Annotated in this window: 19 protein-coding genes; 11 read left to right on the forward strand and 8 right to left on the reverse strand. The window is 72.9% G+C overall.

All coding sequences use genetic code 11. The annotated features are described in order from the left end of the window. Nucleotides 1-417 precede the first annotated feature (417 nt). Both ACFYOU_RS26470 and metH read right to left on the reverse strand, forming a co-directional pair. Nucleotides 418-1,116: an HAD family hydrolase gene (locus ACFYOU_RS26470; RefSeq protein ID WP_385758141.1), complete on the reverse strand. Its 699-nt coding sequence runs from the start codon at nucleotides 1,114-1,116 to the stop codon at nucleotides 418-420. A 257-nt stretch (nucleotides 1,117-1,373) separates the two neighbouring features. Beyond that, nucleotides 1,374-4,895 (reverse strand): methionine synthase, encoded by a 3,522-nt coding sequence (metH, locus tag ACFYOU_RS26475; protein ID WP_389765390.1) that lies wholly within the window; start codon nucleotides 4,893-4,895, stop codon nucleotides 1,374-1,376. Between the two features lie 569 nt (nucleotides 4,896-5,464). Here metH and ACFYOU_RS26480 point away from each other — a divergent pair. The 8 genes from ACFYOU_RS26480 (at nucleotide 5,465) to ACFYOU_RS26515 (ending at nucleotide 15,242) form a co-directional block, all read left to right on the forward strand. After that, nucleotides 5,465-6,232, forward strand: a complete 768-nt coding sequence (locus ACFYOU_RS26480) for an IclR family transcriptional regulator (protein ID WP_385493082.1) — start codon at nucleotides 5,465-5,467, stop codon at nucleotides 6,230-6,232. A gap of 455 nt (nucleotides 6,233-6,687) precedes the next feature. Next, nucleotides 6,688-7,458, forward strand: a complete 771-nt coding sequence (locus ACFYOU_RS26485) for an MIP/aquaporin family protein (RefSeq protein WP_385493081.1) — start codon at nucleotides 6,688-6,690, stop codon at nucleotides 7,456-7,458. An 81-nt stretch (nucleotides 7,459-7,539) separates the two neighbouring features. Beyond that, a complete protein-coding gene (gene glpK / locus ACFYOU_RS26490; RefSeq protein WP_387000689.1) occupies nucleotides 7,540-9,084 on the forward strand; it encodes a glycerol kinase GlpK in 1,545 nt (514 codons plus the stop codon). Nucleotides 9,085-9,149: 65 nt separating this feature from the next. Beyond that, nucleotides 9,150-10,766 carry an FAD-dependent oxidoreductase gene (locus ACFYOU_RS26495; protein WP_391308998.1) on the forward strand — a complete coding sequence of 539 codons (1,617 nt, stop codon included), beginning with the start codon at nucleotides 9,150-9,152 and terminating at the stop codon, nucleotides 10,764-10,766. A gap of 167 nt (nucleotides 10,767-10,933) precedes the next feature. After that, a complete protein-coding gene (locus ACFYOU_RS26500; RefSeq protein ID WP_389765383.1) occupies nucleotides 10,934-11,992 on the forward strand; it encodes an LLM class flavin-dependent oxidoreductase in 1,059 nt (352 codons plus the stop codon). A gap of 204 nt (nucleotides 11,993-12,196) precedes the next feature. After that, nucleotides 12,197-13,300, forward strand: coding sequence for a PAC2 family protein (locus tag ACFYOU_RS26505; RefSeq protein WP_391308999.1), 1,104 nt, complete (start codon nucleotides 12,197-12,199; stop codon nucleotides 13,298-13,300). 258 nt (nucleotides 13,301-13,558) lie between these two features. Then, entirely contained in the window at nucleotides 13,559-13,909 is a 351-nt protein-coding gene (locus tag ACFYOU_RS26510) for a YciI family protein (protein ID WP_389765379.1), read from the forward strand. Between the two features lie 25 nt (nucleotides 13,910-13,934). Continuing rightward, complete coding sequence (locus ACFYOU_RS26515; RefSeq protein WP_391309002.1) at nucleotides 13,935-15,242, forward strand: DUF6596 domain-containing protein; 1,308 nt, start codon at nucleotides 13,935-13,937, stop codon at nucleotides 15,240-15,242. Between the two features lie 72 nt (nucleotides 15,243-15,314). On the opposite strand, the gene mshC is transcribed toward ACFYOU_RS26515, so the two are convergent. The 4 genes from mshC to ACFYOU_RS26535 form a co-directional block, all read right to left on the reverse strand. Then, the gene (mshC, locus tag ACFYOU_RS26520) at nucleotides 15,315-16,544 is read right to left on the reverse strand and encodes a cysteine--1-D-myo-inosityl 2-amino-2-deoxy-alpha-D-glucopyranoside ligase (RefSeq protein ID WP_391309004.1); all 1,230 of its coding nucleotides are present in this window, start codon (nucleotides 16,542-16,544) and stop codon (nucleotides 15,315-15,317) included. A 49-nt stretch (nucleotides 16,545-16,593) separates the two neighbouring features. Then, entirely contained in the window at nucleotides 16,594-17,421 is an 828-nt protein-coding gene (locus ACFYOU_RS26525; protein ID WP_387000703.1) for an SCO1664 family protein, read from the reverse strand. Then, nucleotides 17,385-17,975 carry a DUF3090 domain-containing protein gene (locus tag ACFYOU_RS26530; RefSeq protein WP_389765371.1) on the reverse strand — a complete coding sequence of 197 codons (591 nt, stop codon included), beginning with the start codon at nucleotides 17,973-17,975 and terminating at the stop codon, nucleotides 17,385-17,387. Before ACFYOU_RS26530 ends, ACFYOU_RS26525 begins: the two co-directional genes overlap by 37 nt. A 93-nt stretch (nucleotides 17,976-18,068) precedes the next feature. Continuing rightward, nucleotides 18,069-18,791 (reverse strand): MSMEG_4193 family putative phosphomutase, encoded by a 723-nt coding sequence (locus tag ACFYOU_RS26535; RefSeq protein WP_391309007.1) that lies wholly within the window; start codon nucleotides 18,789-18,791, stop codon nucleotides 18,069-18,071. Between the two features lie 58 nt (nucleotides 18,792-18,849). Here ACFYOU_RS26535 and corA point away from each other — a divergent pair, with 58 nt between their 5' ends. Next, on the forward strand, nucleotides 18,850-19,848 hold the full coding sequence (gene corA / locus ACFYOU_RS26540) for a magnesium/cobalt transporter CorA (RefSeq protein WP_391309009.1): 999 nt from the start codon (nucleotides 18,850-18,852) through the stop codon (nucleotides 19,846-19,848). 66 nt (nucleotides 19,849-19,914) lie between these two features. Here corA and ACFYOU_RS26545 read toward each other — a convergent pair whose 3' ends face one another. After that, nucleotides 19,915-20,703, reverse strand: a complete 789-nt coding sequence (locus tag ACFYOU_RS26545; protein ID WP_389765365.1) for a ferritin-like domain-containing protein — start codon at nucleotides 20,701-20,703, stop codon at nucleotides 19,915-19,917. Nucleotides 20,704-20,995: 292 nt separating this feature from the next. Then, nucleotides 20,996-22,051 (reverse strand): LLM class F420-dependent oxidoreductase, encoded by a 1,056-nt coding sequence (locus ACFYOU_RS26550; RefSeq protein WP_391309010.1) that lies wholly within the window; start codon nucleotides 22,049-22,051, stop codon nucleotides 20,996-20,998. Nucleotides 22,052-22,263: 212 nt separating this feature from the next. Here ACFYOU_RS26550 and ACFYOU_RS26555 point away from each other — a divergent pair, with 212 nt between their 5' ends. Both ACFYOU_RS26555 and ACFYOU_RS26560 read left to right on the forward strand, forming a co-directional pair. Further along, on the forward strand, nucleotides 22,264-23,247 hold the full coding sequence (locus ACFYOU_RS26555; protein WP_387000711.1) for an aldo/keto reductase: 984 nt from the start codon (nucleotides 22,264-22,266) through the stop codon (nucleotides 23,245-23,247). Continuing rightward, entirely contained in the window at nucleotides 23,244-25,646 is a 2,403-nt protein-coding gene (locus tag ACFYOU_RS26560; RefSeq protein WP_391309011.1) for a helix-hairpin-helix domain-containing protein, read from the forward strand. The genes ACFYOU_RS26555 and ACFYOU_RS26560 overlap by 4 nt, the downstream gene beginning before the upstream one ends. The last annotated feature ends 19 nt before the right edge of the window (nucleotides 25,647-25,665 follow it).

The raw sequence follows: 25,665 nt of genomic DNA on the forward strand, positions 1-25,665 counted from the left end.
TCCGGGATTCCGGCGATGTTCTCGCGATGACACTAGTGCGGCGGGGCGGAATGCCCGGACCGGGCCGCTCGCCCCCGTCCATCACGCTCTGAAACCGGCTACCGACAGATCGGAAATCCCGCGACGGAAGGTTTCGTGCACCCTCCTACCAATCGGGACACATGGACTCGGCTTCACACCGGCGCCGGGGCCGGCCTACATAGGCCACGCCCACTGTCGAGCCCGAACGGCGTGGCAAAGCTCACATGGACGACTTGGTTCATCTGCCGGACAGCCCGGAGAGCCCTCGGGGCAATCCACCCGAACCGGACGGCTCGGGCGCACAGTTGGCGGCCCCGGCGCACGGGCGAGCGACGTCAAACGGTCACGGTGGGACAGGGGCCCCGACCCGGGGACGCCGCAGGTCGGGGGGACGGATCAGTTCGGGCTCATCACACCGTGCAGGAACGGCAGGTCCACCTGTTCCAGGGAGGAGACGACCGTACGCCCCGGAGCGGCCTGGATCGGCGCCACCGACGGCACGGCCACCACCCGGCAGCCGGCGGCCTCCGCGGCGGCGACCCCGGTGGCGGTGTCCTCGACCACCGCGCAGCGGCCGGGGTCGGCGTCGAGGCCCGCGGCGGCGAGCAGGTACGGGTCGGGGAACGGCTTCGTCCGCTCCACCTCGTCCCCCGCGACGGTCAGGGTGAAGTGCCGGTGACCGAGCGAGTGCAGGACCCGGTCGATGATGCGGCGGTGCGAGGCGGAGACCAGTGCGGTGGGGATGCGGTGGGCGGCCAGTTCGGCGAGGAGGCGGGCGGCGCCGGGCATCAGGGGCAGGGCCCGGCTGATGCGGCGCTCGAACCCGTCGTTGAGCAGGACGGTCAGCTCGGCGAGGGTGATGTCGGCGCCGGTCGCCTCGATCAGGAATCCGGCACTGCGCGTCATGGGGCCGCCGACGACGACCTCACGCCAGGCGTCGTCGAGCCGGTGTCCGAGGCCCGCGAAGACCTCCGCCTCGGTCTCCCACCAGAAGCCCTCCGTGTCCACGAGCGTGCCGTCCATGTCCAGGAGGACCGCCTGGAGCGCGGAACCGTCGGCCGGTCGGGCGCCGAGGGCGGGAACCGTGGTGGTCATCCGGGCACACCTCCATGAGGGACGAAGAGGCCGGCCGCCCCTCCCGCAGAAGAGGCAGCCGGCCTGCACTGGACCGACCAGTGTACGACGTCGTGACGGAAAGCGCCGGTCGAATTCCGCGGGAACGGCTGCGGCGGCCGGCACCGTACGGGTTCCCGCACACACGACCGGGGTGCGGACGGTGTGCGGGCACGGTGCCGGCGGCGTGCGGGCGCCGGGTGTGCGGCGTGCGGGCGCCCGTTCGGCGGCGTGCGGACTCAGCGGGCGTTGAAGTACTTCGCCTCCGGGTGGTGGATCACGATGGCGTCCGTGGACTGCTCGGGGTGGAGCTGGAACTCCTCGGAGAGGACCACCCCGATCCGCTCGGGCTCCAGCAGCCGGGCGATCTTCGCGCGGTCCTCCAGGTCGGGGCAGGCCCCGTAGCCCAGGGAGAACCGGGCACCGCGGTACTTCAGGGCGAACATGTCCTCGATCTGAGCGGGGTCCTCCCCGGCGAAGCCCAGTTCCGAACGGACCCGTGCGTGCCAGTACTCGGCGAGCGCCTCCGCGAGCTGGACGGACAGCCCGTGCAGCTCCAGGTAGTCCCGGTAGGCGTTGGCCTCGAACAGTTCGGCCGTGGCCTCGCCGATCCGCGAGCCGACGGTGACCACCTGGAGGCCCACGACGTCCGTCTCGCCGGACTCCTCGGGGCGGAAGAAGTCGGCCAGGCACAGTCGCCTCCCCCGGCGCTGCCGGGGGAAGGTGAAGCGGGTGCGCTCGTTGCCCTGCTCGTCCAGGATGATCAGGTCGTCGCCCTTGGAGACGCAGGGGAAGTAGCCGTAGACGACGGCCGCTTCCAACAGGTTCTCCCGCTGGAGCTTGTCGAGCCAGCCGCGCAGTCGGGGGCGGCCTTCGGTCTCGACCAGTTCCTCGTAGGCGGGGCCGTCCCCGGCGCGGTTCTGCTTCAGTCCCCACTGCCCCTTGAACAGGGCGCCCTCGTCCAGCCAGGAGGCGTACTCCTTGAGCTGGATGCCCTTGATGACCCGGGTGCCCAGGAACGGCGGGGTCGGCAGCGGGTTGTCGGTGGACACGTCGGAGCGGACGGCGCCCTCCTCGGGGCGGTCCGGGGCGGCGACCGGGGCAGCGGCACGGACCCGGCGCTGCTTCAGCTCGGGCAGGCTCGCTCCGGGCACCCCGCGCTTGACCGCGATCAGCGCGTCCATCAGCCGCAGGCCCTCGAAGGCGTCGCGGGCGTAGCGGACCTCGCCCTCGTAGATCTCGTGGAGGTCCTGTTCGACGTAGGCCCGGGTGAGGGCGGCGCCACCGAGGATCACGGGGTAGTCGGCGGACATCCCCCGCTGGTTCAGCTCCTGGAGGTTCTCCTTCATGATCACGGTGGACTTCACCAGCAGGCCGGACATGCCGATGACGTCGGCGCGGTGCTCCTCGGCGGCCTCCAGGATCGCGGAGACGGGCTGCTTGATGCCGAGGTTGACGACGTTGTAGCCGTTGTTGGACAGGATGATGTCCACGAGGTTCTTGCCGATGTCGTGGACGTCCCCGCGCACGGTGGCGAGCACGATCGTGCCCTTGCCCTCGGCGTCGGACTTCTCCATGTGGGGTTCGAGGTAGGCGACCGCGTTCTTCATGACCTCCGCGGACTGGAGGACGAACGGCAGCTGCATCTGACCGGAACCGAACAGCTCGCCGACGACCTTCATGCCGTCGAGCAGGGTCTCGTTGACGATGTCGAGTGCGGGCCGCTCGACGAGCGCGGCTTCGAGGTCGTCCTCCAGGCCCTTGCGCTCGCCGTCGATGATGCGGCGCTTGAGGCGCTCCTCCAGCGGCAGTGCGGCGAGTTCCTCGGCCTTGCCCGCCTTCATCGACTTGGTGTCGACGCCCTCGAAGAGTTCCAGGAGTCGCTGGAGCGGGTCGTAGCCCTCGGCCCGGCGGTCGTAGATGAGGTCGAGGGCGACCTTGACCTGCTCCTCGTCCAGCCGTGCGATGGGGAGGATCTTGGAGGCGTGGACGATCGCCGAGTCCAGGCCGGCCTTGACGCACTCGTCCAGGAACACGGAGTTGAGGACCAGTCGGGCGGCCGGGTTGAGCCCGAAGGAGATGTTGGAGAGGCCGAGCGTGGTCTGCACGTCCGGGTGGCGGCGCTTGAGTTCGCGGATCGCCTCGATGGTGGCGACGCCGTCGCCGCGCGACTCCTCCTGACCGGTGCAGATGGTGAAGGTCAGGGTGTCGATGAGGATGTCGGATTCGAGGATGCCCCAGTTGCCGGTGAGGTCGGCGATGATGCGCTCGGCGATCGCGACCTTGTGCTCGACGGTGCGGGCCTGGCCCTCCTCGTCGATGGTGAGGGCCATCAGGGCGGCGCCGTGCTCCCGGGCCAGCGCGGTGACCTTGGCGAACCGGGACTCGGGGCCGTCGCCGTCCTCGTAGTTGACGGAGTTGATGACGGCCCGGCCGCCCAGCTTCTCCAGGCCGGCGCGCAGGACCTCGACCTCGGTGGAGTCGAGCACGATGGGCAGGGTGGAGGCGGTGGCGAAGCGTCCGGCGAGCTCGGCCATGTCGGCGACGCCGTCGCGGCCCACGTAGTCGACGCACAGGTCGAGCATGTGGGCGCCTTCGCGGATCTGGTCGCGGGCCATCTCCACGCAGTCGTCCCAGCGGGCGTCGAGCATCGCCGTGCGGAACTTCTTGGAGCCGTTGGCGTTGGTGCGCTCGCCGATCGCCAGGTACGCGGTGTCCTGCCGGAACGGCACCGTCTGGTACAGCGAGGCGGCGCCGGCCTCGGGGCGGGGGTCACGGGCGGGCGGGGTCACCCCGCGCACCCGCTCGACGACCTGGCGCAGGTGCTCGGGGGTGGTGCCGCAACAGCCGCCGATCAGCGAGAGGCCGTACTCGCGGACGAACGTCTCCTGGGCGTCGGCGAGTTCGGGTGCGCCGAGCGGGTAGTGGGCACCGTTCTTGCCGAGGACGGGCAGACCCGCGTTCGGCATGCAGGACAGCGGCACCCGGGAGTTGCGGGCGAGGTAGCGCAGGTGCTCGCTCATCTCGGCGGGGCCCGTGGCGCAGTTCAGCCCGATCATGTCGATGCCCAGCGGCTCCAGGGCGGTCAGCGCGGCGCCGATCTCCGAACCGAGGAGCATGGTGCCGGTGGTCTCGACGGTCACCGAGCAGATCAGCGGCAGGTGGGTGCCGGTGGCCTCCAGGGCGCGGCGCGAGCCGAGCAGGGCGGCCTTCGTCTGGAGGAGGTCCTGGGTGGTCTCGACGATGAGCGCGTCGGCGCCGCCCGCGATCAGGCCCTCGGCGTTGCGCTGGTAGTAGTCGCGCAGCAGCGGGTAGGGGGCGTGCCCCAGGGTGGGGAGCTTGGTACCGGGGCCCATGGAGCCGAGCACCCAGCGCTGCTGTCCGGTGGACGCGGTGAACTCGTCGGCGACCTCGCGGGCGATCCGGGCGCCCGACTCGGACAGTTCGAAGGTCCGCTCGGGGATGTCGTACTCGCCGAGGGCCGAGTAGTTCGAACCGAAGGTGTTGGTCTCCACGCAGTCGACGCCGACGGCGAAGTACGCCTCGTGGACCGTGCGGACGATGTCGGGCCGCGTGACGTTCAGGATTTCGTTGCAGCCCTCCAGGTCCTGGAAGTCCTCCAGGGTGGGGTCCTGGGCCTGGAGCATCGTGCCCATGGCGCCGTCGGCGACCACGACCCGGCTGGCGAGGGCCTCGCGCAGGGCGTCGACGCGGGCGCGACTTTCGAGGGACACGGTGGACTGGGTGGGCAACGAGGCCATGTAGGGCTCCCTGAGATGCGACGGCTGTCGGCTTTGCGGCTCCGCGGGGAAGGCGCACCAGCCCAGGGTAGCCGGGTCGTCGGGCGGCGCGTGGGGGCGTCCATGGGGCGGACGGGGGTACGGGCGCGCACGGTGCGGATCGGGCGCCCCCGTGCGGGTCGGAGGAGTCGCCGGTCGACGGGTCCCCGCGCCCGGTCGGGGCGGTACGGGACGGGGTGCCCGATGGGCCGTCCGGGGGCTTTCCCTCCGCCGCTCGGGTGGAGTCGGCCGTGAGCGGAGTCCGCGACCTCGGGTCCGGCGCGGATCGACGTGGATCGGTGTGGATCGGCACGGATCAGTGCAGATCGGTGCGGACGCGGGGCGCGTACGCCGTTCGGTGGCTCCCGTGGGCCCCGGAACTCCACTGGTGTCACCACGGTGTCCGAACGAGTGGAAACATACGCTGACCGCCGGAAGCCCCGAGTCGACGAAGACGGCTAGTGTTCAGCATTACCGAACGCCATGCGGTAGGCGGCGAGTGGTGGCGCAGGGATCGAGAGACACGCGAGAGATACGGAGGACGCGCTGCGATGGCGAAGAACATCCAGTCGCTCGAACGGGCCGCGGCCATGCTGCGGCTGCTCGCCGGCGGTGAGCGGCGGCTCGGCCTCTCCGACATCGCCTCCTCGCTCGACCTCGCCAAGGGCACCGCGCACGGCATCCTGCGCACCCTCCAGGCCGAGGGGTTCGTCGAGCAGGACCCCGCGTCGGGCCGCTACCAGCTCGGCGCCGAACTGCTGCGGCTCGGCACCACGTACCTCGACGTCCACGAACTGCGGGCGCGCGCGCTGGTGTGGACGGACGACCTGGCCCGGTCCAGCGGCGAGAGCGTGTACCTGGGCGTGCTCCACCAGCACGGGGTGCTGATCGTGCACCACGTGTTCCGTCCGGACGACAGCCGCCAGGTGCTGGAGGTGGGTGCGATGCAACCGCTGCACTCCACCGCGCTGGGCAAGGTGCTCGCCGGCTACGACCCGGTGGCGCACAGCGAGGCGCTGGAGGGGGACCGCAAGGCGTACACCGGCCGGACGGTCTGCGACCCGGACGGATTCGAGGCGGTACTGGCGCTGACCCGCGCACGGGGGTACGCCTCCGACGTGGAGGAGACCTGGGAGGGCGTCGCGTCCGTCGCCGCCGCGATCCACGACCGGCGCAGGATGCCGGTCGGCGCGGTGGGGATCACCGGGGCCGTGGAGCGGGTCTGCCGCGAGGACGGCGAGTTGCGGCCCGAGCTGATCGCCGCGGTCCGCGAGTGTGCGCGGTCCGTCTCCCGGGACCTGGGCGCGAGCCGCTTCTGACGGCGACGGGCCGCCGCTGACGATGACGGACCGGCGCTGACGGTGGCGGGACCGCCCGTGACGACGTCCGCCCCGGGGTTCCGCGGGCGCTGGCGCTACTGCGGGGTGCACTGACGCCTTCGCCGAGCGCCCCCGCCGCGCGCCCGGCGCCCGTAGCTGCGAAGCCACACCGCCGCGGGCCGCATCCGCACGCCCGGCCCCGCCGCCACGCTCCACCACCCCACCGCACGGAGCGCGCGGGCACCGACGGGCCGGGACCACGGCGGACGGCGGACGGCCACGGCCACGGCCGATCGATAGGCGTCCTCGATCAGTAACGATCGCGTTCCCGATGACAGAACCCTTGACTCACCGGTAACAACGGGACAAGACTCCCGTCCATCGGTCGGCATTGTCGAACACCTAACGGCAATACGCGCTAGAGTGTGGCGACACAAGCAACAAAGGAGTCGCGGGTGTCCACCTCCGACATCTTCATCGGCGAGACCATAGGAACCGCCGTTCTCATCCTGCTCGGCGGCGGCGTGTGCGCCGCCGTGACGCTGAAGCGGTCCAAGGCCCTCAACGCGGGCTGGCTGGCCATCACCTTCGGCTGGGGCTTCGCGGTCCTGACCGCGGCCTACCTCGCCGGCGGCGTCTCCGGCGCGCATCTCAACCCCGCGGTCACCCTCGGCCTCGCCGTCCAGGGCGGCACCGAGTGGGGCGACGTCCCGGCCTACCTGGCCGCACAGCTCCTCGGCGCCATGCTCGGCACCGTGCTCATGTGGCTCACGTACTACGGCCAGTTCCGGGCCCACCTGACGGACAGCGACCTCGTCGGCGAGCCCGGTACCCAGGACACCAAGGGCCCCGGCCCGGTGCTCGGCATCTTCTCCACGGCACCCGAGATCCGCAACGCGGTGCAGAACGTCACGACCGAGGTCATCGCGACGGTCGTCCTGGTCCTCGCGATCCTCACCCAGGGCCTCAACGCCGACGGCGACGGCCTCGGCGTCCTGGGCGCCCTGATCACCTCGCTGGTCGTCGTCGGCATCGGCCTGTCCCTGGGCGGTCCCACCGGGTACGCCATCAACCCGGTGCGCGACCTCGGCCCCCGGATCGTCCACGCCCTGCTACCCCTGCCCAACAAGGGCGGGTCCGACTGGAGCTACGCATGGGTCCCGGTGGTGGGCCCGCTGATTGGCGGGGCCGTCGCGGGCGGTATCTACAACATCGCCTTCACGTAGTCACCGCCGACCCCCACCAGAACCAGCGAGACTCGCAGGCCCCGGGCGACCGCCCGGGTCCCGGACCCCAGGAGCAGACCCGTGACCGACGCCACCACTCCCACCGGCCCGTTCATCGCAGCGATCGACCAGGGCACCACCTCCAGCCGCTGCATCGTCTTCGACCGGGACGGTCGGATCGTCTCCGTCGACCAGAAGGAGCACGAACAGATCTTCCCGAAGCCGGGCTGGGTGGAGCACGACGCCACCGAGATCTGGGCGAACGTGCAGGAGGTCGTCGCGGGGGCGGTCCGCAAGGCGGGCATCACCCGCGAGGACATCCTCGCCATCGGCATCACCAACCAGCGCGAGACCACGCTGCTGTGGGACCGGCACACCGGCGAGCCGGTGCACCACGCCATCGTCTGGCAGGACACCCGCACCGACGGGCTCTGCAAGGAGTTGGGCCGCAACGTCGGGCAGGACCGCTTCCGCCGGGAGACGGGGCTCCCGCTGGCGAGCTACTTCTCCGGCCCCAAGGCCCGCTGGCTGCTCGACAACGTGCCCGGTCTGGAGGCCCGGGCCGAGGCCGGGGACATCCTCTTCGGCACCATGGACTCCTGGGTGATCTGGAACCTGACGGGCGGCGTCGACGGCGGCCACCACGTCACCGACGTCACCAACGCCTCCCGCACCATGCTGATGAACCTGCACACCCTCCAGTGGGACCCGAAGATCGCCGCCTCCATCGGCGTCCCGCTGCAGATGCTTCCCGAGATCCGCTCCTCGTCCGAGGTGTACGGCGAGGTCAAGGGCGGCGCGCTCGGCGAACTGCTCGGCGGCATCCCCGTCGCCTCGGCGCTCGGCGACCAGCAGGCGGCCCTGTTCGGGCAGACCTGCTTCAGCGTCGGCGAGGCCAAGTCCACGTACGGCACCGGCACGTTCATGCTGATGAACACCGGCGACCAGCTCATCAACTCCTACTCCGGGCTGCTGACCACGGTCGGCTACCGGATCGGCGACCAGGAGCCCGTGTACGCGCTGGAGGGCTCCATCGCGGTCACCGGCTCGCTGGTCCAGTGGATGCGCGACCAGATGGGCCTGATCAACTCCGCGGCCGAGATCGAGACGCTGGCGTCCTCCGTCGAGGACAACGGCGGCGCCTACTTCGTCCCGGCGTTCTCCGGGCTGTTCGCCCCGTACTGGCGCTCCGACGCCCGCGGGGTGATCGCGGGCCTGACCCGGTACGTCACCAAGGCGCACATCGCGCGCGCCGTCCTGGAGGCCACCGCGTGGCAGACCCGGGAGATCACGGACGCGATGACCAAGGACTCCGGGGTCGAACTGACCGCGCTCAAGGTCGACGGCGGAATGACCTCCAACAACCTGCTGATGCAGACCCTGTCGGACGTCCTGGACGCGCCCGTGGTGCGCCCGATGGTCGCCGAGACGACCTGTCTCGGCGCGGCCTACGCCGCCGGCCTCGCCGTCGGCTTCTGGCCGGACACCGACGCGCTGCGCGCCAACTGGCGCCGGGCCGCCGAGTGGACCCCCCGGATGGACGCGGACAAGCGGACGCGCGAGTACAAGAACTGGCTCAAGGCCGTCGAACGGTCCATGGGCTGGATCGACGACGAAGAGAACTGACCCCCGCGGCGCCGCCGGGTCCACCGGCGGCGCCGACTTCGAGAGCTGACGAGGAGCACGACACCATGACCACCCAGCCAGGCGCCGCCTACCCCACGCTCGGGCTGCACCCCGGTGCCGGTTCGCAGCCGAGCCGCGCCGAGACCCGGGAGCAGCTGTCGCGGGCGACGTACGACCTCCTGGTCATCGGGGGCGGCATCCTCGGCATCTCCACGGCCTGGCACGCCGCCCAGTCGGGGTTGCGGGTGGCCCTGGTGGACGCCGCCGACTTCGCCGGCGCCACCTCGTCGGCCTCGTCCAAGCTGCTCCACGGCGGGCTGCGGTACCTCCAGACCGGGGCCGTGAAGCTCGTCGCGGAGAACCACTTCGAGCGGCGGGCGGTCTCCCGCGAGGTGGCGCCCCACCTGGCGAACCCGCTCACGTTCTACCTGCCGGTGTACAAGGGCGGCCCGCACGGCGCGGCGAAGCTCGGGGCGGGCGTCTTCGCGTACTCGGCGCTCTCCGCGTTCGGCGACGGCGTGGGTCACCTGCTGTCGCCCGCGCGGGCCCAGCGGGACGTGCCGGAGCTGCGCACGGAGAACCTGAAGGCGGTCGCGGTCTACGGCGACGGCCAGATGAACGACTCCCGGATGGCCCTGATGACCGTGCGCGCGGCCGTCGAGGCGGGAGCGGTGGTCCTCAACCACGCCGAGGTCACGGGGCTGCGCTTCACCCGGGGCCGGGTCACCGGTGCCGAACTGAAGGACCGCATGGACGGCACCGAGTTCGGGGTGGACGCCCGGCTGGTGCTCAACGCGACCGGGCCGTGGGTGGACCACCTGCGCCGGATGGAGGACGCCGGCTCGGCCCCGTCCATACGCCTGTCCAAGGGCGCCCACCTGGTCCTCAAGCGCACCTCGCACTGGCGGGCGGCGCTCGCCACGCCCATCGACAAGTACCGCATCACCTTCGCGCTGCCCTGGGAGGACATGCTCCTGCTGGGCACCACCGACGAGGAGTTCGAGGGCGACCCGTCGGAGGTGACGGTGACCGAGAAGGACACCGCGCAGATCCTCGACGAGGCCGCGTTCTCGGTCCGGGACCGGCAGTTGGACCGGGATCTGATCACCTACTCCTTCGCGGGGCTGCGGGTGCTGCCCGGCGGGCCCGGTGACACGTCCAAGGCCAAGCGGGAGACGGTCGTGAGCGAGGGCCGGGGCGGCATGCTGTCCGTCGCGGGCGGCAAGTGGACGACCTTCCGGCACATCGGCCGCACCATCATGAACAAGCTCGCCGCGCTGCCGGGCCGTCCGCTCGGTGAGGACATGGAGCCCATGTCCGCATTGCCGAACCGGCTGCCGCTGCCGGGCATCGCCAACCCGCAGGCCGTGGCGCACCGGCTGCTGGTCGACGGCGGCACCCCCGGTCCGCGGATGGCCGCCGACACCGCGCGGCACCTGGCCACCCACTACGGTTCGCTGGCCTTCGACATCGCCCGGCTGGCCAACGAGGACCCGCGGCTGGCCGAGCGCGTGCACCCGGACGCCCCGGAGGTCTGGGCCCAGGTGGTGTACGCCCGGGACCACGAGTGGGCCGAGACGGTCGACGACGTGCTGCGCCGCCGGACCACGCTGACCGTCCGCGGGCTGGACACCGACGAGGTGCGGGCGCGGACCCGGCAGCTGCTGGACGCCCGGCGCTGATCCCTCCCCGCCCGGACGCCCGTCGGCCGTCGGGTGGCGCCCCCGTGGGGAGCCGCCCGGCGGCCCTCGTGCGTCCGGTGCGGTGCACGCTGCTGACACGAACGGCCGTGCGACCGCCGCCACGCCGCGTACACACCCCGGCAACACGGCGCCGGGACAGTGGACGCATGAGGTTCCAGGTGCTCTCCATCGTGGGCCACGCGCCCCACCCGCTGACCGGTCGGCTCGCCTCCGCCGCGGACCGTCTCCAGGAGGTGATCGAGACCGGGGTCGCCGCCGAACGGCTCGGTTTCGACGCGTACGCGATCGGGGAACGGCACGCGGGCCCGTTCCTCTCCTCCAGTCCGACGGCCCTGCTCGGCGCGCTCGCCGCACGGACCCGTCGGATCAGGCTGCTGACCGGGGTGACGGTGGTGGCGATCCTCGACCCGGTGCGCGTCGCCGAGGACTACGCCACCTTGGACCAGCTGTCCGGGGGCCGGATCGAACTGGTCATCGGCAAGGGGGCGGAGGCCGGTCACTTCGACCTGTTCGGGCTGGACGAGGCGCGGCAGTGGGACCTCCAGAAGGAGAAGTACGAGTTGCTGCGGCGGCTCTGGCGCGAGGAGGGCGTCGACTGGGAGGGGGAGTTCCGGCCCGCGCTGAAGGGCGTCACCACCGTGCCCCGCCCGTTCGCGGGTGCCCCGCGCGTCTGGCACGGTTCGGCGACCAGCCTCAACTCCCCCGAACTGGCGGCCCAGCACGGGGACCCGCTGTTCACCGCCAACGCCGTCCAGCCGCGCGCGGCCTACGTCCGGCTCATCGACCACTACCGGGAGCGCTTCGAGGCGCACGGGCACGACCCCGCACGGGCGTACGTGGGTGCGGGGTCCGGCGGGCTCCTCATCGCGGACACCCACGAGCAGGCCGTCGCCCGGTACAAGGAGCTGTACGAGGCGCGGGTGCGGCAGAGCTTCAAGCCCCATCTGGTGGGTCGACCGGGTTACAACACCCCGTTCACGACCATCGAGGACGCCATCGCGGACGGGCCCCAGCTCATCGGCTCGCCGCAACAGATCATCGACAAGATCCTCGGCTACCACGCCGCGTACCGCCACCAGCTCCAGTCGGTCACCGTGGACGGTTTCGGGCTGTCGGCCGGCGAGCAGGTCGACACGCTCCAGCGCTTCGCCGAGGAGGTCGCGCCCGTGGTCCGCCGGGCGGCTCCGTCCACGCTCTGGAGCTGAGCGGGCCCGGGCGCCGCCGTCCGCACGGACCGCCCCCGCCCCCGCCGGTCGGGCCCGAGGATCATCGGTCGCCGGTCGGGGGTGTCACCGGGCGTTGACCGGGGCAGTGTCCGTTCACTCCCCCGTGCGAGGGGGCTGCGGCGGGTCGCCCCGATGGCCGTAAGGTTGGGGCGTACGTGAGGGCTTGTCGGAAGGAGGCGCTGGGTGATCGAGCTCGACGGGGTTCCCGAGCTGATCGACCCGGTCATGGTGGCCGCGTTCGAGGGCTGGAACGATGCCGGTGACGCCGCCTCCACCGCGGTCGCGCACCTCGACAGGGAGTGGAAGGGCGAGGTCTTCGCCGCGTTGGACGCGGAGGACTACTACGACTTCCAGGTCAACCGGCCGACGGTGTGGCTGGACGGCGGCGTGCGGAAGATCACCTGGCCGACGACGCGGCTGTCCGTGGTGCGGGTCGGCGGCGACAAGCCGCGTGACCTGGTGCTGGTCCGGGGCATCGAGCCGTCGATGCGGTGGCGGTCGTTCTGCAACGAGTTGCTCGGCTTCGCGCACGAGTTGGGCGTCGAGCTGGTGGTGATCCTCGGGGCGCTGCTCGGCGACACCCCGCACACGCGTCCGGTACCGGTCAGCGGGGTCACCTCCGATCCGGACCTGGCGCGCACCATGGACCTGGAGGAGACCAAGTACGAGGGCCCGACCGGCATCGTCGGCATCCTCCAGGAGGCGTGCACCCACGCCGGTGTGCCCGCGGTGTCGCTGTGGGCGGCCGTTCCGCACTACGTGTCGCAGCCGCCGAACCCGAAGGCGACCCTGGCCCTGCTCAACCGGCTGGAGGACCTGATCGACCTGCGCATCCCGCTCGGTGAGCTGCCGGAGGACGCACGGGCGTGGCAGCTCGGCGTGGACCAGCTCGCCGCCGAGGACAGCGAGGTCGCGGAGTACGTCCAGACCCTGGAGGAGGCCCGGGACACCGCGGAGCTCCCGGAGGCGTCCGGGGAGGCCATCGCACGGGAGTTCGAGCGCTACCTCCGGCGGCGGGACGGCGGGAACGGCCCCGCGGCCACCGCGCCGGGGCTCACCACCGACGCGGGTGAGGCGGCGTACCTGCGCGAGTCCCCGAGCGAGCGGACCCGTCCGCCCCGTCCGCAGCGGGCGGCCGACGGCGCCGAGGCGCGGGAGGGCGACGGTCCCGCGGCCGAGGCCAAGGGCCCGTCCGGGGAACGCCGCGCACCGTCCGGGGAGGAGCCCCCGGGCGCCGACCCCGAGGACGGGTCTTCGGGGGACGGACCGGAGCGGAAGACGGACTGAACCGCCGCAGCGCGGGTACGGGCCGTCGCACGGGAGGAATCCCCCGTGCGACGGCCCGTACGTCGTTCCGCCCCCGAACCGCTGCTGACCTGCACCTTCACCTGTGGCACCCGGGGGCGCCCGAGCCCTCACCGCCCGGATGTCACCGATCTGGAGAAGAATCTTCGGCAGCGGTGTCGATCCGTCGGTGTTCCGTTCGTCGTCAGGGTGTACGGCGGATCACCGCCGCTGACACACCTTGACGACAGGAGTCCCACCATGAAGTACATGCTGCTGATCCAGACCAGCTCGGCCGACGCGTCGGGCAGCTCCGCCGGCTGCGAGGTCTCGGACTGGATCGCGTACACCAAGGCGGTGGAGGACGCCGGGATCTACGTCTCGGGCGAATCCCTCGCCGACCTGGTCACCGCGACCACCGTGCGGGTCTCCGCCGAGGGCGAGCGGACCGTGACCGACGGCCCGTTCGCGGAGACGCGCGAGTTCCTGGGCGGCTTCTACGTCATCGACGTGCCGGACCTGGACGCCGCACTGGACTGGGCCGCCCGTTGTCCGGGGGCGCTCGGCGACGGCGCGGTCGTCGTGCGGCCGATCGCCGACTTCACCGGCTGAGGCTCCGGGACCCGAGGAACGGACCATGACGGACACGGGCCGCCCGCACCCCGCCGACGAGGGGGACGAGGGGAGTGCCGCCGACCGGGCGGTGGAACAGGTGTTCCGCGAGGAGCGCGGACGGCTGCTCGCCTCGCTCGTCGGCCGGTTCGGCGATCTCGACCTGGCCGAGGAGGTCGCCTCGGAGGCCGTGGAGGCGGCGCTGCGGCACTGGCCCGTGAACGGCGTGCCCGCACGACCGGGCGCCTGGCTGCTGACCACGGCCAGGCGCAAGGCCGTCGACCGGCTGCGCCGCGACCAGACGTACGCCACCCGCCTCGCCGTCCTCCAGGCCGAGGCGGACCGGGCGGCCCCCGCCCCGCCCGCCGACACCACCCGGGACCTGCCCGACGAACGACTCCAACTGTTCTTCACCTGCGCCCACCCCGCGCTGGCGGAGGACGCCCGGGGCGCCCTGGTGCTGCGCTGTCTGGCGGGGCTGACGACGCCCGAGGTCGCCCGGGCCTATCTGGTGCCCACGGCGACCATGGCCCAGCGGATCGTCCGGGCCAAGAAGAAGATCCGGGAAGCGCGCGTCCCGTTCCGCGTCCCCGGCCCCGACGAACTGCCGCGGCGCCTGCCCGGTGTGCTCCAGGTCCTCTACTCGATCTTCACCGAGGGGTACGCGGCCAGTGCGGGGCCGCGGTTGCAGCGGCTGGACCTCGCCGAGGAGGCGATCCGGCTGACGCGCCTGCTGCACCGGCTGCTGCCCACGGAACGCGAGGTCACGGGGCTGCTCGCGCTGATGCTGCTGGTCCACGCCCGGCGTGCCGCCCGGACCGGGCCGGACGGCGCCCTGGTCCTCCTGGCCGACCAGGACCGCAGCCGCTGGGACCGACCGATGATCGAGGAGGGGCTCGCCCTGGTCCCCCCGGCGCTGGCGCCGGGCCCGCCCGGACCGTACGGGGTGCAGGCGGCGATCGCCGCGCTGCACGACGAGGCCACGGACCCGGCGGACACCGACTGGCCGCAGATCGTGGCCCTGTACGACGTGCTGCTCGCGATCGCCCCGTCCCCCGTCGTCGCACTGAACCGGGCGGTGGCGGTGGCGCTGCGGGACGGTCCCGCCGCCGGTCTCGCCCTGCTCGACGCCCTCGCCGACGAACCGCGGCTGCGCGGCCACCACCCGTACGCGGCGGCACGGGCCGAGCTGCTGCACCTGCTCGGCCGGCGGGCCGAAGCCGTCGTGGCGTACCGGGCGGCGCTCGCCCTCGCCGGCACCGCGCCCGAGCGGGCCCATCTACGGCGCCGACTGGAGGCCGCCCTGGCAGCGGGCGACGCGCCCTGCTCGTGAACGGTGCCCCCGGGCCCTCCCCCGTCGTGGCGGGAGGGCCCGGGGGCACCGTGCGCTGACCGTGGTGGCGCGCTACAGGGCGACGCCCAGCAGGGCGTCCACGGTGCGGGACACCACACCGGGCGCGCCCTCGTCGCTGCCGCCCTCCGCGGCCTGGCGGGCGGCCCAGCGGTCGACCGCGGCGAGCGCGGCGGGCGCGTCCAGGTCCTGGGAAAGGGCCTGGCGGACCTCCTCGACCAGGGCCTGCGCCGAGGGGCCGTCGGGGCGCGAGACGGCGGCGCGCCAGCGCCCGAGGCGGTCCACGGCGTCCCCGAGGACGGTGTCGGTCCACTCCCAGTCGCTCCGGTAGTGGTGCGCCAGCAGGGCCAGCCGGATCGCGGCCGGGTCGACGCCCTCGCGGCGCAGGGTGGACACGAAGACCAGGTTGCCCTTGGACTTCGACATCTTCTCGCCGTGCAGGCCGACCATCCCGGCGTGCACGTACGCCCGGGCGAAGGGGTGCTCGCCGGTCAGCGCCTGGGCGTGGGAGGCGCCCATCTCGTGGTGCGGGAAGGCGAGGTCGGAGCCGCCGCCCTGGATGTCGAAGCCCATGCCGAGGTGGTCCAGGGCGATGGCCACGCACTCGATGTGCCAGCCGGGCCGTCCGGGGCCGAGGGAACCGCCGTCCCAGTGGGGCTCGCCGTCGCGGGCCGCCATCCAGAGCATGGGGTCGAGCGGGTTCTTCTTGCCGGGACGGTCGGGGTCGCCGCCGCGTTCGGCGGACAGCAGCCGCATCGCGGCCGCATCGAGGCGGGACACCTCGCCGAAGTGCGGATCGGACTCGACCGAGAAGTAGACGTCGCCCTCCAGCTCGTAGGCGGCGCCCGCGTCCCTGAGGCGTTCGACCAGGGGGACGATCCCCGGTATGGCTTCGACGGCCCCTATGAAGTGGCGCGGCGGGAGCATCCGCAGGGCGGTCATGTCCTCGCGGAAGAGGTCGGTCTCGCGGTGGGCGAGCCCTGCCCAGTCGACGCCGTCGCGTTCCGCCCGTTCCAGGAGCGGATCGTCGATGTCGGTGACGTTTTGCACGTAGTGGACCTGGCGCTTGGTGTCGAGCCACACGCGCTGAACGAGGTCGAACGCGTTGTAGGTCGCCGCGTGACCCAGATGGGTCGCGTCGTACGGCGTGATGCCGCAGACGTAGATACGGGCGACGGGACCGGGGGCGAGATCGACGAGGCCGCCGGTCGCGGTGTCGTGAATCCGAAGGTCGCGGCCCCGTCCGGGCAGGGCGGGGACCTCAGAAGCGGGCCAGGCATGCATGACATGAGCGTAACCGGACGGTGCGTCCGCTACACCGGTGGCCAGGGGTTTAAACCGGTGGCCACGGAATCGCGGGCCACTGCCCGCCGGGCCGCGGGTGGACGCCGGAGGCCAGCAACGCGGCCACCCGGGCCCGCGTGGCGTCGATCTCCGGCCCGGTGATCAGTTCCGCGAGCCGTGTGGCCAGGGGCTCTTCGGGCTCCAGGGCGGCGCGCAGCGCGGTGAGGGCGGCCAGCGCCCCGGTGGTCAGCGGCTCGCCCGCCCAGCCCCACAGGAGGGTGCGCAACTTGTCGTCCGTGTGGAAGGTCACGCCGTGGTCGATGCCGTAGAGCCGGCCGTCGGCGGTCGGCAGCAGATGGCCCCCCTTGCGGTCGGCGTTGTTGATGACGGCGTCGAGCACCGCGAGGCGGCGCAGCCGGTCGTCGTCGGCGTGCACCAGCAGGGCGGTCCGCCCCTCACCGACCTCGGCGAAGCCCACGGCCTTCCAGCCCGGCCCGGGCTCGCGCGCGTCCAGGAGGGCGAGCAGACCGTCGCCGGACGCCTCGGGGTCGCTGTCGATCCACAGTTGGCACATGCCCTCGCCGTGCGGTCCGTCCCGGAGCACGGTCGGGGGCACCAGGTCCCGGCCGAGGACCTCGGCGACCTCGTAGGCGGCGACCTCACGCCGGGCGAGGTCGCCGTCGGGGAAGTCCCACAGCGGGCGTTCACCGGCGACGGGCTTGTAGACGCAGGCGGCGCGCTCGCCCTCGTGCTCCACCGTGCAGTACAGGGCCGTGTTGGACGCCTCCCGGATCCGGCCGCGGATCGTCAGCTCACCGTGGGCGAGCAGTTCGGTGACGGTCACGCCCCGCGGCGGTATCCGTTCTGGCGCGGGCATACGTGTCCCTCCGGGTCGAGCGGCAGACTGCACAGCGGGCAGGGCGGGCGACCCGCGTTGACGACGTCCAGGGCCCGCTTGGCGAAGGCCCGGGCCTGCACTCCGGAGAGACGGACGCGCAACATCGGCGGGCCGTTCTCCTCGTCCTGGAGGAGCCGTTCCTCGGCCTCGGCGAGGTCCTCCTCGGAGTCCGCGTCGAGTTCGACGAGGGCCTGCGCCTCGACGACCATCCGCTGCTCGTCGCCGTCCCAGGCGAGCGCCATGGTGCCGACCCGGAACTCCTCCTCGACCGGGGTGTCGAGGGGCGCGGTGTCGGAGATCTCGGTGGACGCCACGGCCGGCACGGCCGCGCTGCCCCCGCTACGCCGGACGACCTCGTCCAGCAGCTCGTCCATGCGCTCCGCGAGGGCGGCGACTTGGGTCTTCTCCAGGGCGACGCTCGTGACCCGGGAGCCGGACGATGCCTGGAGGAAGAAGGTACGGCGCCCTGGCAGACCGACCGTACCGGCCACGAAACGCTCCGGCGGGTCGTAGAGGAACACCTGACGGGACACGTCCTGTCTCCCTTGGAATCGACGGGTCGATCACAGGATCGCCCGGGGGTTGCTGCTGTTACTCCGACCGCTTCACCCTACTGCGGTCCACGATCACGGCGCGCCCGCGCCTCCACCCACCGTCGCGGTCCCGTCGGCCCCGCCGGTGTCCGCGGCCGGGTCCTCGGCGCCCTCGGCGTGCTCGCGGGGGACGAGCGAGGCGAAGTCCCCGGTGTCCCCGAGCCGGACCAGGAAGGGACGCACGGGCGTGTAGCGGATGACGGTCACCGAGCAGGGTTCCACGGACACCCGTTGGAAGAGGTCCAGATGCAGACCGAGGGCGTCGGCGACCAGCGCCTTGATGATGTCGCCGTGCGAACACACCAGGTAGGTGGCGTCAGCGCCGTGCTCGTCGGCGACCCGGACGTTCCACTCGCGGACGGCTTCGGCGGCCCGGGTGGCCATGGCACGCATCGATTCGCCGCCGGGGAACTCGACGGCGGAGGGGTGTTGCTGGACGGCCGCCATGAGGGGTTCTCCGCCCAGCTCGGAGAGTTTGCGGCCGGTCCACTCGCCGTAGTGGGCCTCGCCGACGCGTTCGTCGGTGTGCAGGGTGAGTCCGGGCCGGGCGGCGAGCAGGGGCGCGACGGTCTGCCGGCAGCGTTCGAGGGGGCTGCTGACGACCGTGGCGAGCGGGACGCCGTCGAGACGGCCGGGGAGGGTGGCGGCCTGGGCGGTGCCGCGGTCGTCGAGGTTCACACCGGGGGTCCAGCCCGCGAGCAGGCCCGCGGTGTTGGCGGTGGAGCGTCCGTGTCGGACGAGGATCAGCGTGGGCATGCCGACAGCCTAGGACGACGGGGGTGTGCCCCCGGGGCCGGAGGGGAACAGGTGGTGCGTGATCGTGGACTGCGCCATCTACCGGGACGGACGCCGCGTCGACGGGCCCGTCGACCTGCCCGATGCGCTCGCGCGGGCCCGCGCGGGGGCGGACGCCTTCGTCTGGATGGGGCTGCACGAACCGACGGAAGAGGAGTTCGCACACGTCAGGGAGGAGTTCGGGCTGCACCCCCTGGCGGTGGAGGACGCCCTGAAGGCCCACCAACGGCCCAAGCTGGAGGTGTACGACGACTCGCTCTTCGTGGTGCTGAAACCGGTGGTGTACGAGCCGGAGGGCGACACGGTGTCCTCCGGCGAGGTCATGGTGTTCCTCGGCGACTCGTTCCTGGTGACGGTCCGGCACGGCGAGGGGGCGCCGCTCGGAGAGGTGCGGCGCCGGCTGGAGGGGGAGCCCGCCCTGCTGCGCAAGGGCCCCACGGCGGTGCTGTACGCGATCGCGGACGCGGTGGTCGACCACTACTTGGAGGTGGCCACGGAACTCCAGACGGACCTGGAGGAGTTGGAGGCCGAGGTCTTCTCGCCGGAGGGCGGCCGGTCACGGCACACGGCGATGCGGATCTACACCTTCAAGCGGCAGATCCTGGAGTTCCGGCGGGCGACGGTGCCCCTGTCGGTTCCGCTGGGGCGGCTGGCGGGGACGGGACCGTTCGCGGTGGCGGTGCCGTTCGTGAAGGAGTCCGCGCAGCCCTTCTTCCGTGACGTCAACGACCATCTGATGCGGGTGAACGAGTCCGTGGAGGGCCTGGACCGACTGGTGTCGGACATCCTGTCGGCGCACCTGGCACAGATGAGCGTGCGGCAGAACGACGACATGCGGAAGATCTCGGCGTGGGCGGCGATGGCGGCGGTCCCGACGATGATCGCCGGGATCTACGGCATGAACTTCGACCACATGCCGGAGTTGCACTGGGTGTGGTCGTACCCGGCGGTGATCGGGCTGATGGTGGCGCTGGAGGTGGCGCTGTACCGGACGTTCAAACGGCGCGGCTGGCTGTGAGGGGCCGACCGCGCGGGGGGGGCGGCGCCGGGCTGCTGAGCTACTGAGCTACTGAGCTACTGAGGGTCAGGCGAACTCGGCGGCGGAGGTGGCCGGTCCGCCGAGCGCGTTGCGGCGTTCGGGCATCGCCAGCGAGACCATCCGTCGCCAACCGTGGGCCCGCTCGTACGCGTACACGGCGTGGATGCCGGCCGCGAGGACCGCCGCCTTGGCCCGGGACCAGCCCAGGATGCGGCCCATGTGGGCCATCACGGCGAGGCTGACGTCCCGGTAGACCCGGATCTCGGCGTGCGCGCACTCGCGGAGCGTGCGTTGGATGGCCCGGCCGTGCCCCGCGTAAGCGAACCGCAGCAGTTCCTCGTGACAGTACGCGAGGTGGTTGTCCTCGTCGTGGGAGATCATCTTCACCGCCCGGCCGATGTCGGGATGGTCGCCGAAGAGGCGTCGCAGCAGTTCCATCTGCTCGGAGGCGCGCTGTTCGGTGACGCGGCTGTGGGCCAGGTAGGTGACGAGGTCCTGGACGGTCAGGGGCTCGTCCCGGTGGAGCTTGTCGTGGGCGAGGCCGATGCCCCGGCGCTCCAGCAGCATGGTGTAGTCGGTGTCCCCCGGCACCTCCACGGGGGTGAGGCCGCGCTTCTTGATCAGCGCGTTGAAGATGCGGCCGTGCTTGTCCTCGTCGGCACCGTGCCGGACCACCTTGGGGGCCAGGTCCCGTTCGACGGCGGGGACGAGGGCCGCGATCCGGGCGTTCTCCCACCCGCCCTGGGACTCGCCGCTGGCCGCGATGGAGCAGAACAGGCGGAACGACTCGTCGTTGTCGAGGATCTCCTCGAACAGGCTCTTGGCCGAGAGCATGACTGCCACCTCCGTGCAGGGGTCCGCGCAGAACGAGTCAAGTGCGGGAGGCGCCCGACGGCAACAGGTGTGGGCGTCGGCTCGGCCGAACGAAGGACGCGCACCGCACGGTCCGGTGCGTAACCGTGCGGGCGGTCCCGCGTTGTGCTGGGTGACGGCCGTGGCGGGGAAGACCCCCGAGCCCCCACCACGGCCGCGGGCCCCCTGTTCGGGAACCACCCCCGGCGTGGATGCGCCGGGGGGGGGCGGTGCGCCGTCGGGGCCGCCACCGTCGGACGGCGACCGGGTCGGGTCAGGCCAGTCCCGCGCGTTCCAGGGCCTCGGTGCCGGCGCGCAGGGCGGCGAGGCGCTCGTCGAGGGTGAACCCGGCGGGGGCCAGGGTGAGTGTGGTGACCCCGGCGGCGGCGTACGCCTTCATCCGGTCGGCGATGCGGTCGACGGAACCGAGCAGCGTGGTGGAGTCGATCAACTCGTGCGGAACGGCGGCGGCGGCCCCGGCCTTGTCGCCGGACAGGTAGCGGTCCTGGATCTCGGCGGCCTCCCGTTCGTACCCCATGCGCCCGGCCAACTGGTTGTAGAAGTTCTGCTGACGGCTGCCCATGCCGCCGACGTAGAGCGCGGTGTAGGGGCGGAAGGTGTCGGCGAGCGCGGTGACGTCCCGGTCCGCACCGACCGCCAGCGGCAGCGTGGGGCACACGTCGAAGCCGTCCAGGGTCAGACCGGCCTTCTCGCGGCCGGCGCGCAGATGACGGACCGCGGTCTCCTCCAGGTGGTCGGCGGAGGGGAAGATCAGCAGGGCGCCGTCGGCGATCTCCCCGGTCTGCTCCAGGTTCTTCGGGCCGATCGCGGCGATGTACAGCGGGATGTGGGCGCGCTGCGGGTGCACGGTCAGCTTGAGCGGCTTCCCGGGCCCGTCGGGCAGCGGGAGCGTCCAGTGCTGCCCCTCGTAGGAGAGGCGTTCGCGGGTCATGGCCCGGCGGACGATCTCGACGTACTCGCGGGTGCGGGCGAGCGGCTTGTCGAACTTCACGCCGTACCAGCCCTCGGAGACCTGCGGGCCCGACACCCCGAGGCCGAGGCGGAACCGGCCGCCGGACAGCGAGTCCAGGGTGGCGGCGGTCATCGCGGTCATCGCGGGCTGTCGGGCCGGGATCTGGAGGATCGCGGAGCCGACGTCGATCCGTTCGGTGTGGGCGGCGACCCAGGCCAGCACGGTCGGGGCGTCCGAGCCGTACGCCTCGGCGGCCCAGCACACCGCGTAGCCGAGCCGGTCCGCCTCCTTGGCCACCGCGAGGTTGTCGCCGTCCATCCCCGCGCCCCAGTAGCCGAGATTGATCCCGAGTTGCATGACCGATGCCCCTTACTGGTCAGTAACGTTGCCTGTGCGGCGAACCCTAGCGCGCGGCGGGCGATCCGTCAGGGGACGGGAAGGGGGGCGGCGGCCGGACCCCGCACGGCAGGTCGTCCGCGACGGGTCGTCGTGTCGGTTCGGCACCGGTTGTCGTCAGTTATCCACAGGCTTCCGCACCCGTGGACATCTGGCCAGTAATGTCGACGCCCATGGAGCAGAGGTATCTCGGCCGTACCGGCCTGCGCGTGTCCCGCATCGGGCTCGGCACCCTGACCTGGGGCCGTGACACCGACGAGAGCGACGCCGCCGACCTGATGAAGACCTTCTGGGAGGCGGGCGGCACCCTCGTCGACACCGCCGACGTGTACGGCGGCGGGGAGGCCGAGTACCTGCTCGGGCAGTTGATAGAACGCCTCGTGCCCCGTCGGGACCTGGTGATCGCGACGAAGGCCGGCAGCGTCCCCGATCCCGAACGTCGGTTCGACGGCTCGCGGGGGCACCTGCTGAGCGCCCTCGACGCCTCGCTGGCCCGACTCGGCACGGACCACGTCGACCTGTGGCAACTCCACGCCTTCGATCCGACGACCCCGTTGGAGGAGACCCTCCAGGCCGTGGACATCGCGGTGAGCAGCGGGCGCGCCCGGTACGCGGGGGTGTCCAACTACTGCGGTTGGCAGCTGGCGAAGGCGGCCACCTGGCAACTGGCCGCCCCGGGCACCCGCGCCCGGCTGGCCAGTACGCAGATGGAGTACTCCCTGCTCCAGCGCGGAGTGGAACGCGAGGTGCTGCCGGCGGCGGTGGACCTGGGGGTGGGGCTGCTCCCCTCCTCCCCGCTCGGGCGCGGGGTGCTCACCGGCAAGTACCGGCACAGCACCCCGCCGAACTCGCGCGGCGCCTCCGAGCACCTGTCCCTGTTCGTGGAGCCGTACCTGGACGAGGAGGCGGGACGGATCGTCGACGCCCTGACGACCGCGGCGGACGGCCTGGCCGTCACGCCCCTCCAGGTGGCCCTGGCCTGGGTGCGGGACCGGCCCGGGGTGACCGCGCCGATCATCGGTCCGCGCAACGCGCAGCAGCTCGCGGCCGCGTTGTCAGTGGAAACGCTTAATCTTCCTGACGAGATCTGCCGGGCCCTCGACGACGTGTCGGCGCCCGTCCACCGCTATCCCGACCAGGACTGGAGCACGTTGTGAGCACGCACCCCCAAGCCGGGGCGCCCAGCGCGGAGACCGGAGCCGGGGAGCCGGCGGACGCTCCCGCGGGTGCGGACGCCCGGCCGGAGGCGGCCCAGGACGGCGACGGCTCCGGGCCCGGAGCGACGCCCCCCGACCCGGGCACGGACGACCCGGGCGAGAACGACACCGGTACGGATGACGCCCGCACGGACGGCAGTGGTACGGACGGCACCGGCGTGGACGGCGGCGAAGCTGACGCGGAGGAAGGCGTATCCGAGCGCGGCGACACCAGCGACACCGGCGGCGCCGCGGAATCGGCCGGGAGCGCCGACGGGGCCCAGGGCCCCACGGAGGCCGAAGCCGAGCTCGCCGCGCAGCGCGAGGTGCGGGAGCGCATCGAGCGGCGCAAGGCCGAACGGGAAGCGCCCATCGACAGCGGCGCCAAGCTGAGCGGCACCGCGGCCGAACTGCTCGCCGCCGTCCGCGCGGTGGAGAGCGGCGAACGGCCCGCCCGGACGTTCGCGGAGCCGACGGAGGCCCCCCGCGGCCCCGCCCCGGCCGCCGCCCCCGCGCCCCGCCCCGTCACGGCCTCGGTGCCGGCACCCGACCCGGGTCCCGCGCCCTCGACGGTGAGCGCCGTGCGGACGGTGCTCACCGAGGGCGGCGCTCCCGAGTCCCTGGCCCCCCAGGTGTGCACGGCGCTCGGCGAGGACGCGGGGTCCGTACTGCGCGCCGACCCGTGGCAGCTGCTCCAGGTCGCGGGCGTACGGCCCGAGCAGGCCGACGGTTTCGCCCGGGCGCTGCTGGGCCCGGACTGCCGCCCGGACGACGAGCGGCGCGGTCGCGCCGTCACGGTGTGGCTGCTGGGCCAGGCGGCCCTCGCCGGGCACACCGCGCTGGACGCGCCCGCGCTGAGCGCGGCGCTGGCCCAGCGGTCGGTACCGGCCGCGGACGAGGCGCTGCGCAGCGCCGTCGCCGAGGGCGAGGTGCTGGTGTTCCAGGACGCCCTGGACGAGGCCCCCCTGGCCGGCGGGGCACCGACCCCAGTGGCCGACGGGACTTGGGAGGAGGAGACCCCGGGCGAGGAGGCTCCGGGCGCGGAGGCGGAGCCTCCGGTACGGGTGCTGATCGGCCTTGAGCGCTTCGCACTGGCCGAGGAGAGCCTGGCGGACGGCCTCTCCCGGTTGGTGAACGCCCCGGCCGGGGAGAGCGACGGGCCGGACGGGACCGGGGGCGGCGGGGCGAGCGGTTCGGCCGCCGAGCTGATCCGCGCCTCGGCGACGCACGCCCTGGTGCTGCACACCGGCGGCGAGGCGGCCCGCGCCGAGCCCGCCGCCCTGGTCGTCGGCGCCCTCGCCCGGGGGCAGCGGGTGGTGGCGGCCTCGCACACGGCCGACGGCCGGGACCGGTTCGCGAAGCTCCTGACGGCGGCGGACCCGACCGTCCCGGTGCCGGCGGCCGCGGTCGTGACGGTCGCGGGGTTGCTGGCCGGGACGGAGGGGCCGGGCCGCGACGCCGAGGGCGCGCTCGCCGTCGACCTCCTGGTGGTGCTGGACGCCCCGCAGCTCGACGTGGAGGGCGCGGCGATGCTGGTGGAGTCGCTGGCGGACGGCGCGCGACTCGTCCTGAGCGGTGACCCCGCGCTGCTGTGGTCGGCCGGTCCCGGCCGGGTGTTCGCCGATCTGCTGGCGGCCCGGGTGTGCCCGCAGATCGCGTCCCGGACTCCGGATCCGGGTCCGATCGGGGAGCTCACCAGCAGTGTCGCCTTCGGTGAGCTGCCCCAGGTGGAGGCCCCGGGCAAGGAGGTCGTGATCGTCCCCGTGCGGGACGCGGGCGAGGCCGTGCACCGCACCGTGCAGCTGGTGGCCGACTCGCTGCCCAGGGCCCTGGGCGTCCCGCCCGAGGGCACCCAGGTGATCACCCCGGGTCACGGCGGGGCGGCGGGCACCCGCGCTCTGAACTCCGCGTTGAAGGAACGCCTCAATCCCGGGCCCGGCAGGTTCGGCGGCTTCGACCCGGGTGACCGGATCGTGTGGTCACCGGCGCCCGGGCGGTCGGCGCCGGGGCGGGTCGTGGGCGCCGATGCCGAGGGACTGCGCCTGGAGTGTGACGGTGCCCCCGTCCTGGTCCCCCGGGAGCAGGTCGAACGAACGGTGCGGCACGGCTGGGCGATGACCGCGCACCAGGCGGTGGGGCGGCGCTGGCCGGCCGCCGTCGTGGTGTTGCCCGGGGACGCCGCGCAGGCGTTGAGCCGGTCCTGGGTGTACACGGCGTTCGGGCGCGGGGAGCAGCACCTGTCCGTGGTGCACGGGGTGGAACAGGCGCTGCCGCAGGCGGTCGCGGAGGGCGCGCCGAAGCCCCGCACCACCAGGTTGCCGGTGCTCCTGCGCGGGCAGGCCCCGACCACCGCCGGTTAGCGGACGGCGGCCGGGGCCC

The sequence above is a fragment of the Streptomyces sp. NPDC005955 genome, assembly GCF_042871255.1.
In the GTDB taxonomy this organism is placed as follows: domain Bacteria; phylum Actinomycetota; class Actinomycetes; order Streptomycetales; family Streptomycetaceae; genus Streptomyces.

Excerpts from the sequence above, each read along its gene's own strand:
- ACFYOU_RS26470 (WP_385758141.1), bottom strand. The coding sequence starts at position 1,116 with ATGACCACCACGGTTCCCGCCCTCGGCGCCCGACCGGCCGACGGTTCC.
- metH (WP_389765390.1), bottom strand. The coding sequence starts at position 4,895 with ATGGCCTCGTTGCCCACCCAGTCCACCGTGTCCCTCGAAAGTCGCGCC.
- ACFYOU_RS26480 (WP_385493082.1), top strand. The coding sequence starts at position 5,465 with ATGGCGAAGAACATCCAGTCGCTCGAACGGGCCGCGGCCATGCTGCGG.
- ACFYOU_RS26495 (WP_391308998.1), top strand. The coding sequence starts at position 9,150 with ATGACCACCCAGCCAGGCGCCGCCTACCCCACGCTCGGGCTGCACCCC.
- ACFYOU_RS26500 (WP_389765383.1), top strand. The coding sequence starts at position 10,934 with ATGAGGTTCCAGGTGCTCTCCATCGTGGGCCACGCGCCCCACCCGCTG.
- ACFYOU_RS26510 (WP_389765379.1), top strand. The coding sequence starts at position 13,559 with ATGAAGTACATGCTGCTGATCCAGACCAGCTCGGCCGACGCGTCGGGC.
- ACFYOU_RS26515 (WP_391309002.1), top strand. The coding sequence starts at position 13,935 with ATGACGGACACGGGCCGCCCGCACCCCGCCGACGAGGGGGACGAGGGG.
- mshC (WP_391309004.1), bottom strand. The coding sequence starts at position 16,544 with ATGCATGCCTGGCCCGCTTCTGAGGTCCCCGCCCTGCCCGGACGGGGC.
- ACFYOU_RS26525 (WP_387000703.1), bottom strand. The coding sequence starts at position 17,421 with ATGCCCGCGCCAGAACGGATACCGCCGCGGGGCGTGACCGTCACCGAA.
- ACFYOU_RS26535 (WP_391309007.1), bottom strand. The coding sequence starts at position 18,791 with ATGCCCACGCTGATCCTCGTCCGACACGGACGCTCCACCGCCAACACC.
- ACFYOU_RS26545 (WP_389765365.1), bottom strand. The coding sequence starts at position 20,703 with ATGCTCTCGGCCAAGAGCCTGTTCGAGGAGATCCTCGACAACGACGAG.
- ACFYOU_RS26550 (WP_391309010.1), bottom strand. The coding sequence starts at position 22,051 with ATGCAACTCGGGATCAATCTCGGCTACTGGGGCGCGGGGATGGACGGC.
- ACFYOU_RS26555 (WP_387000711.1), top strand. The coding sequence starts at position 22,264 with ATGGAGCAGAGGTATCTCGGCCGTACCGGCCTGCGCGTGTCCCGCATC.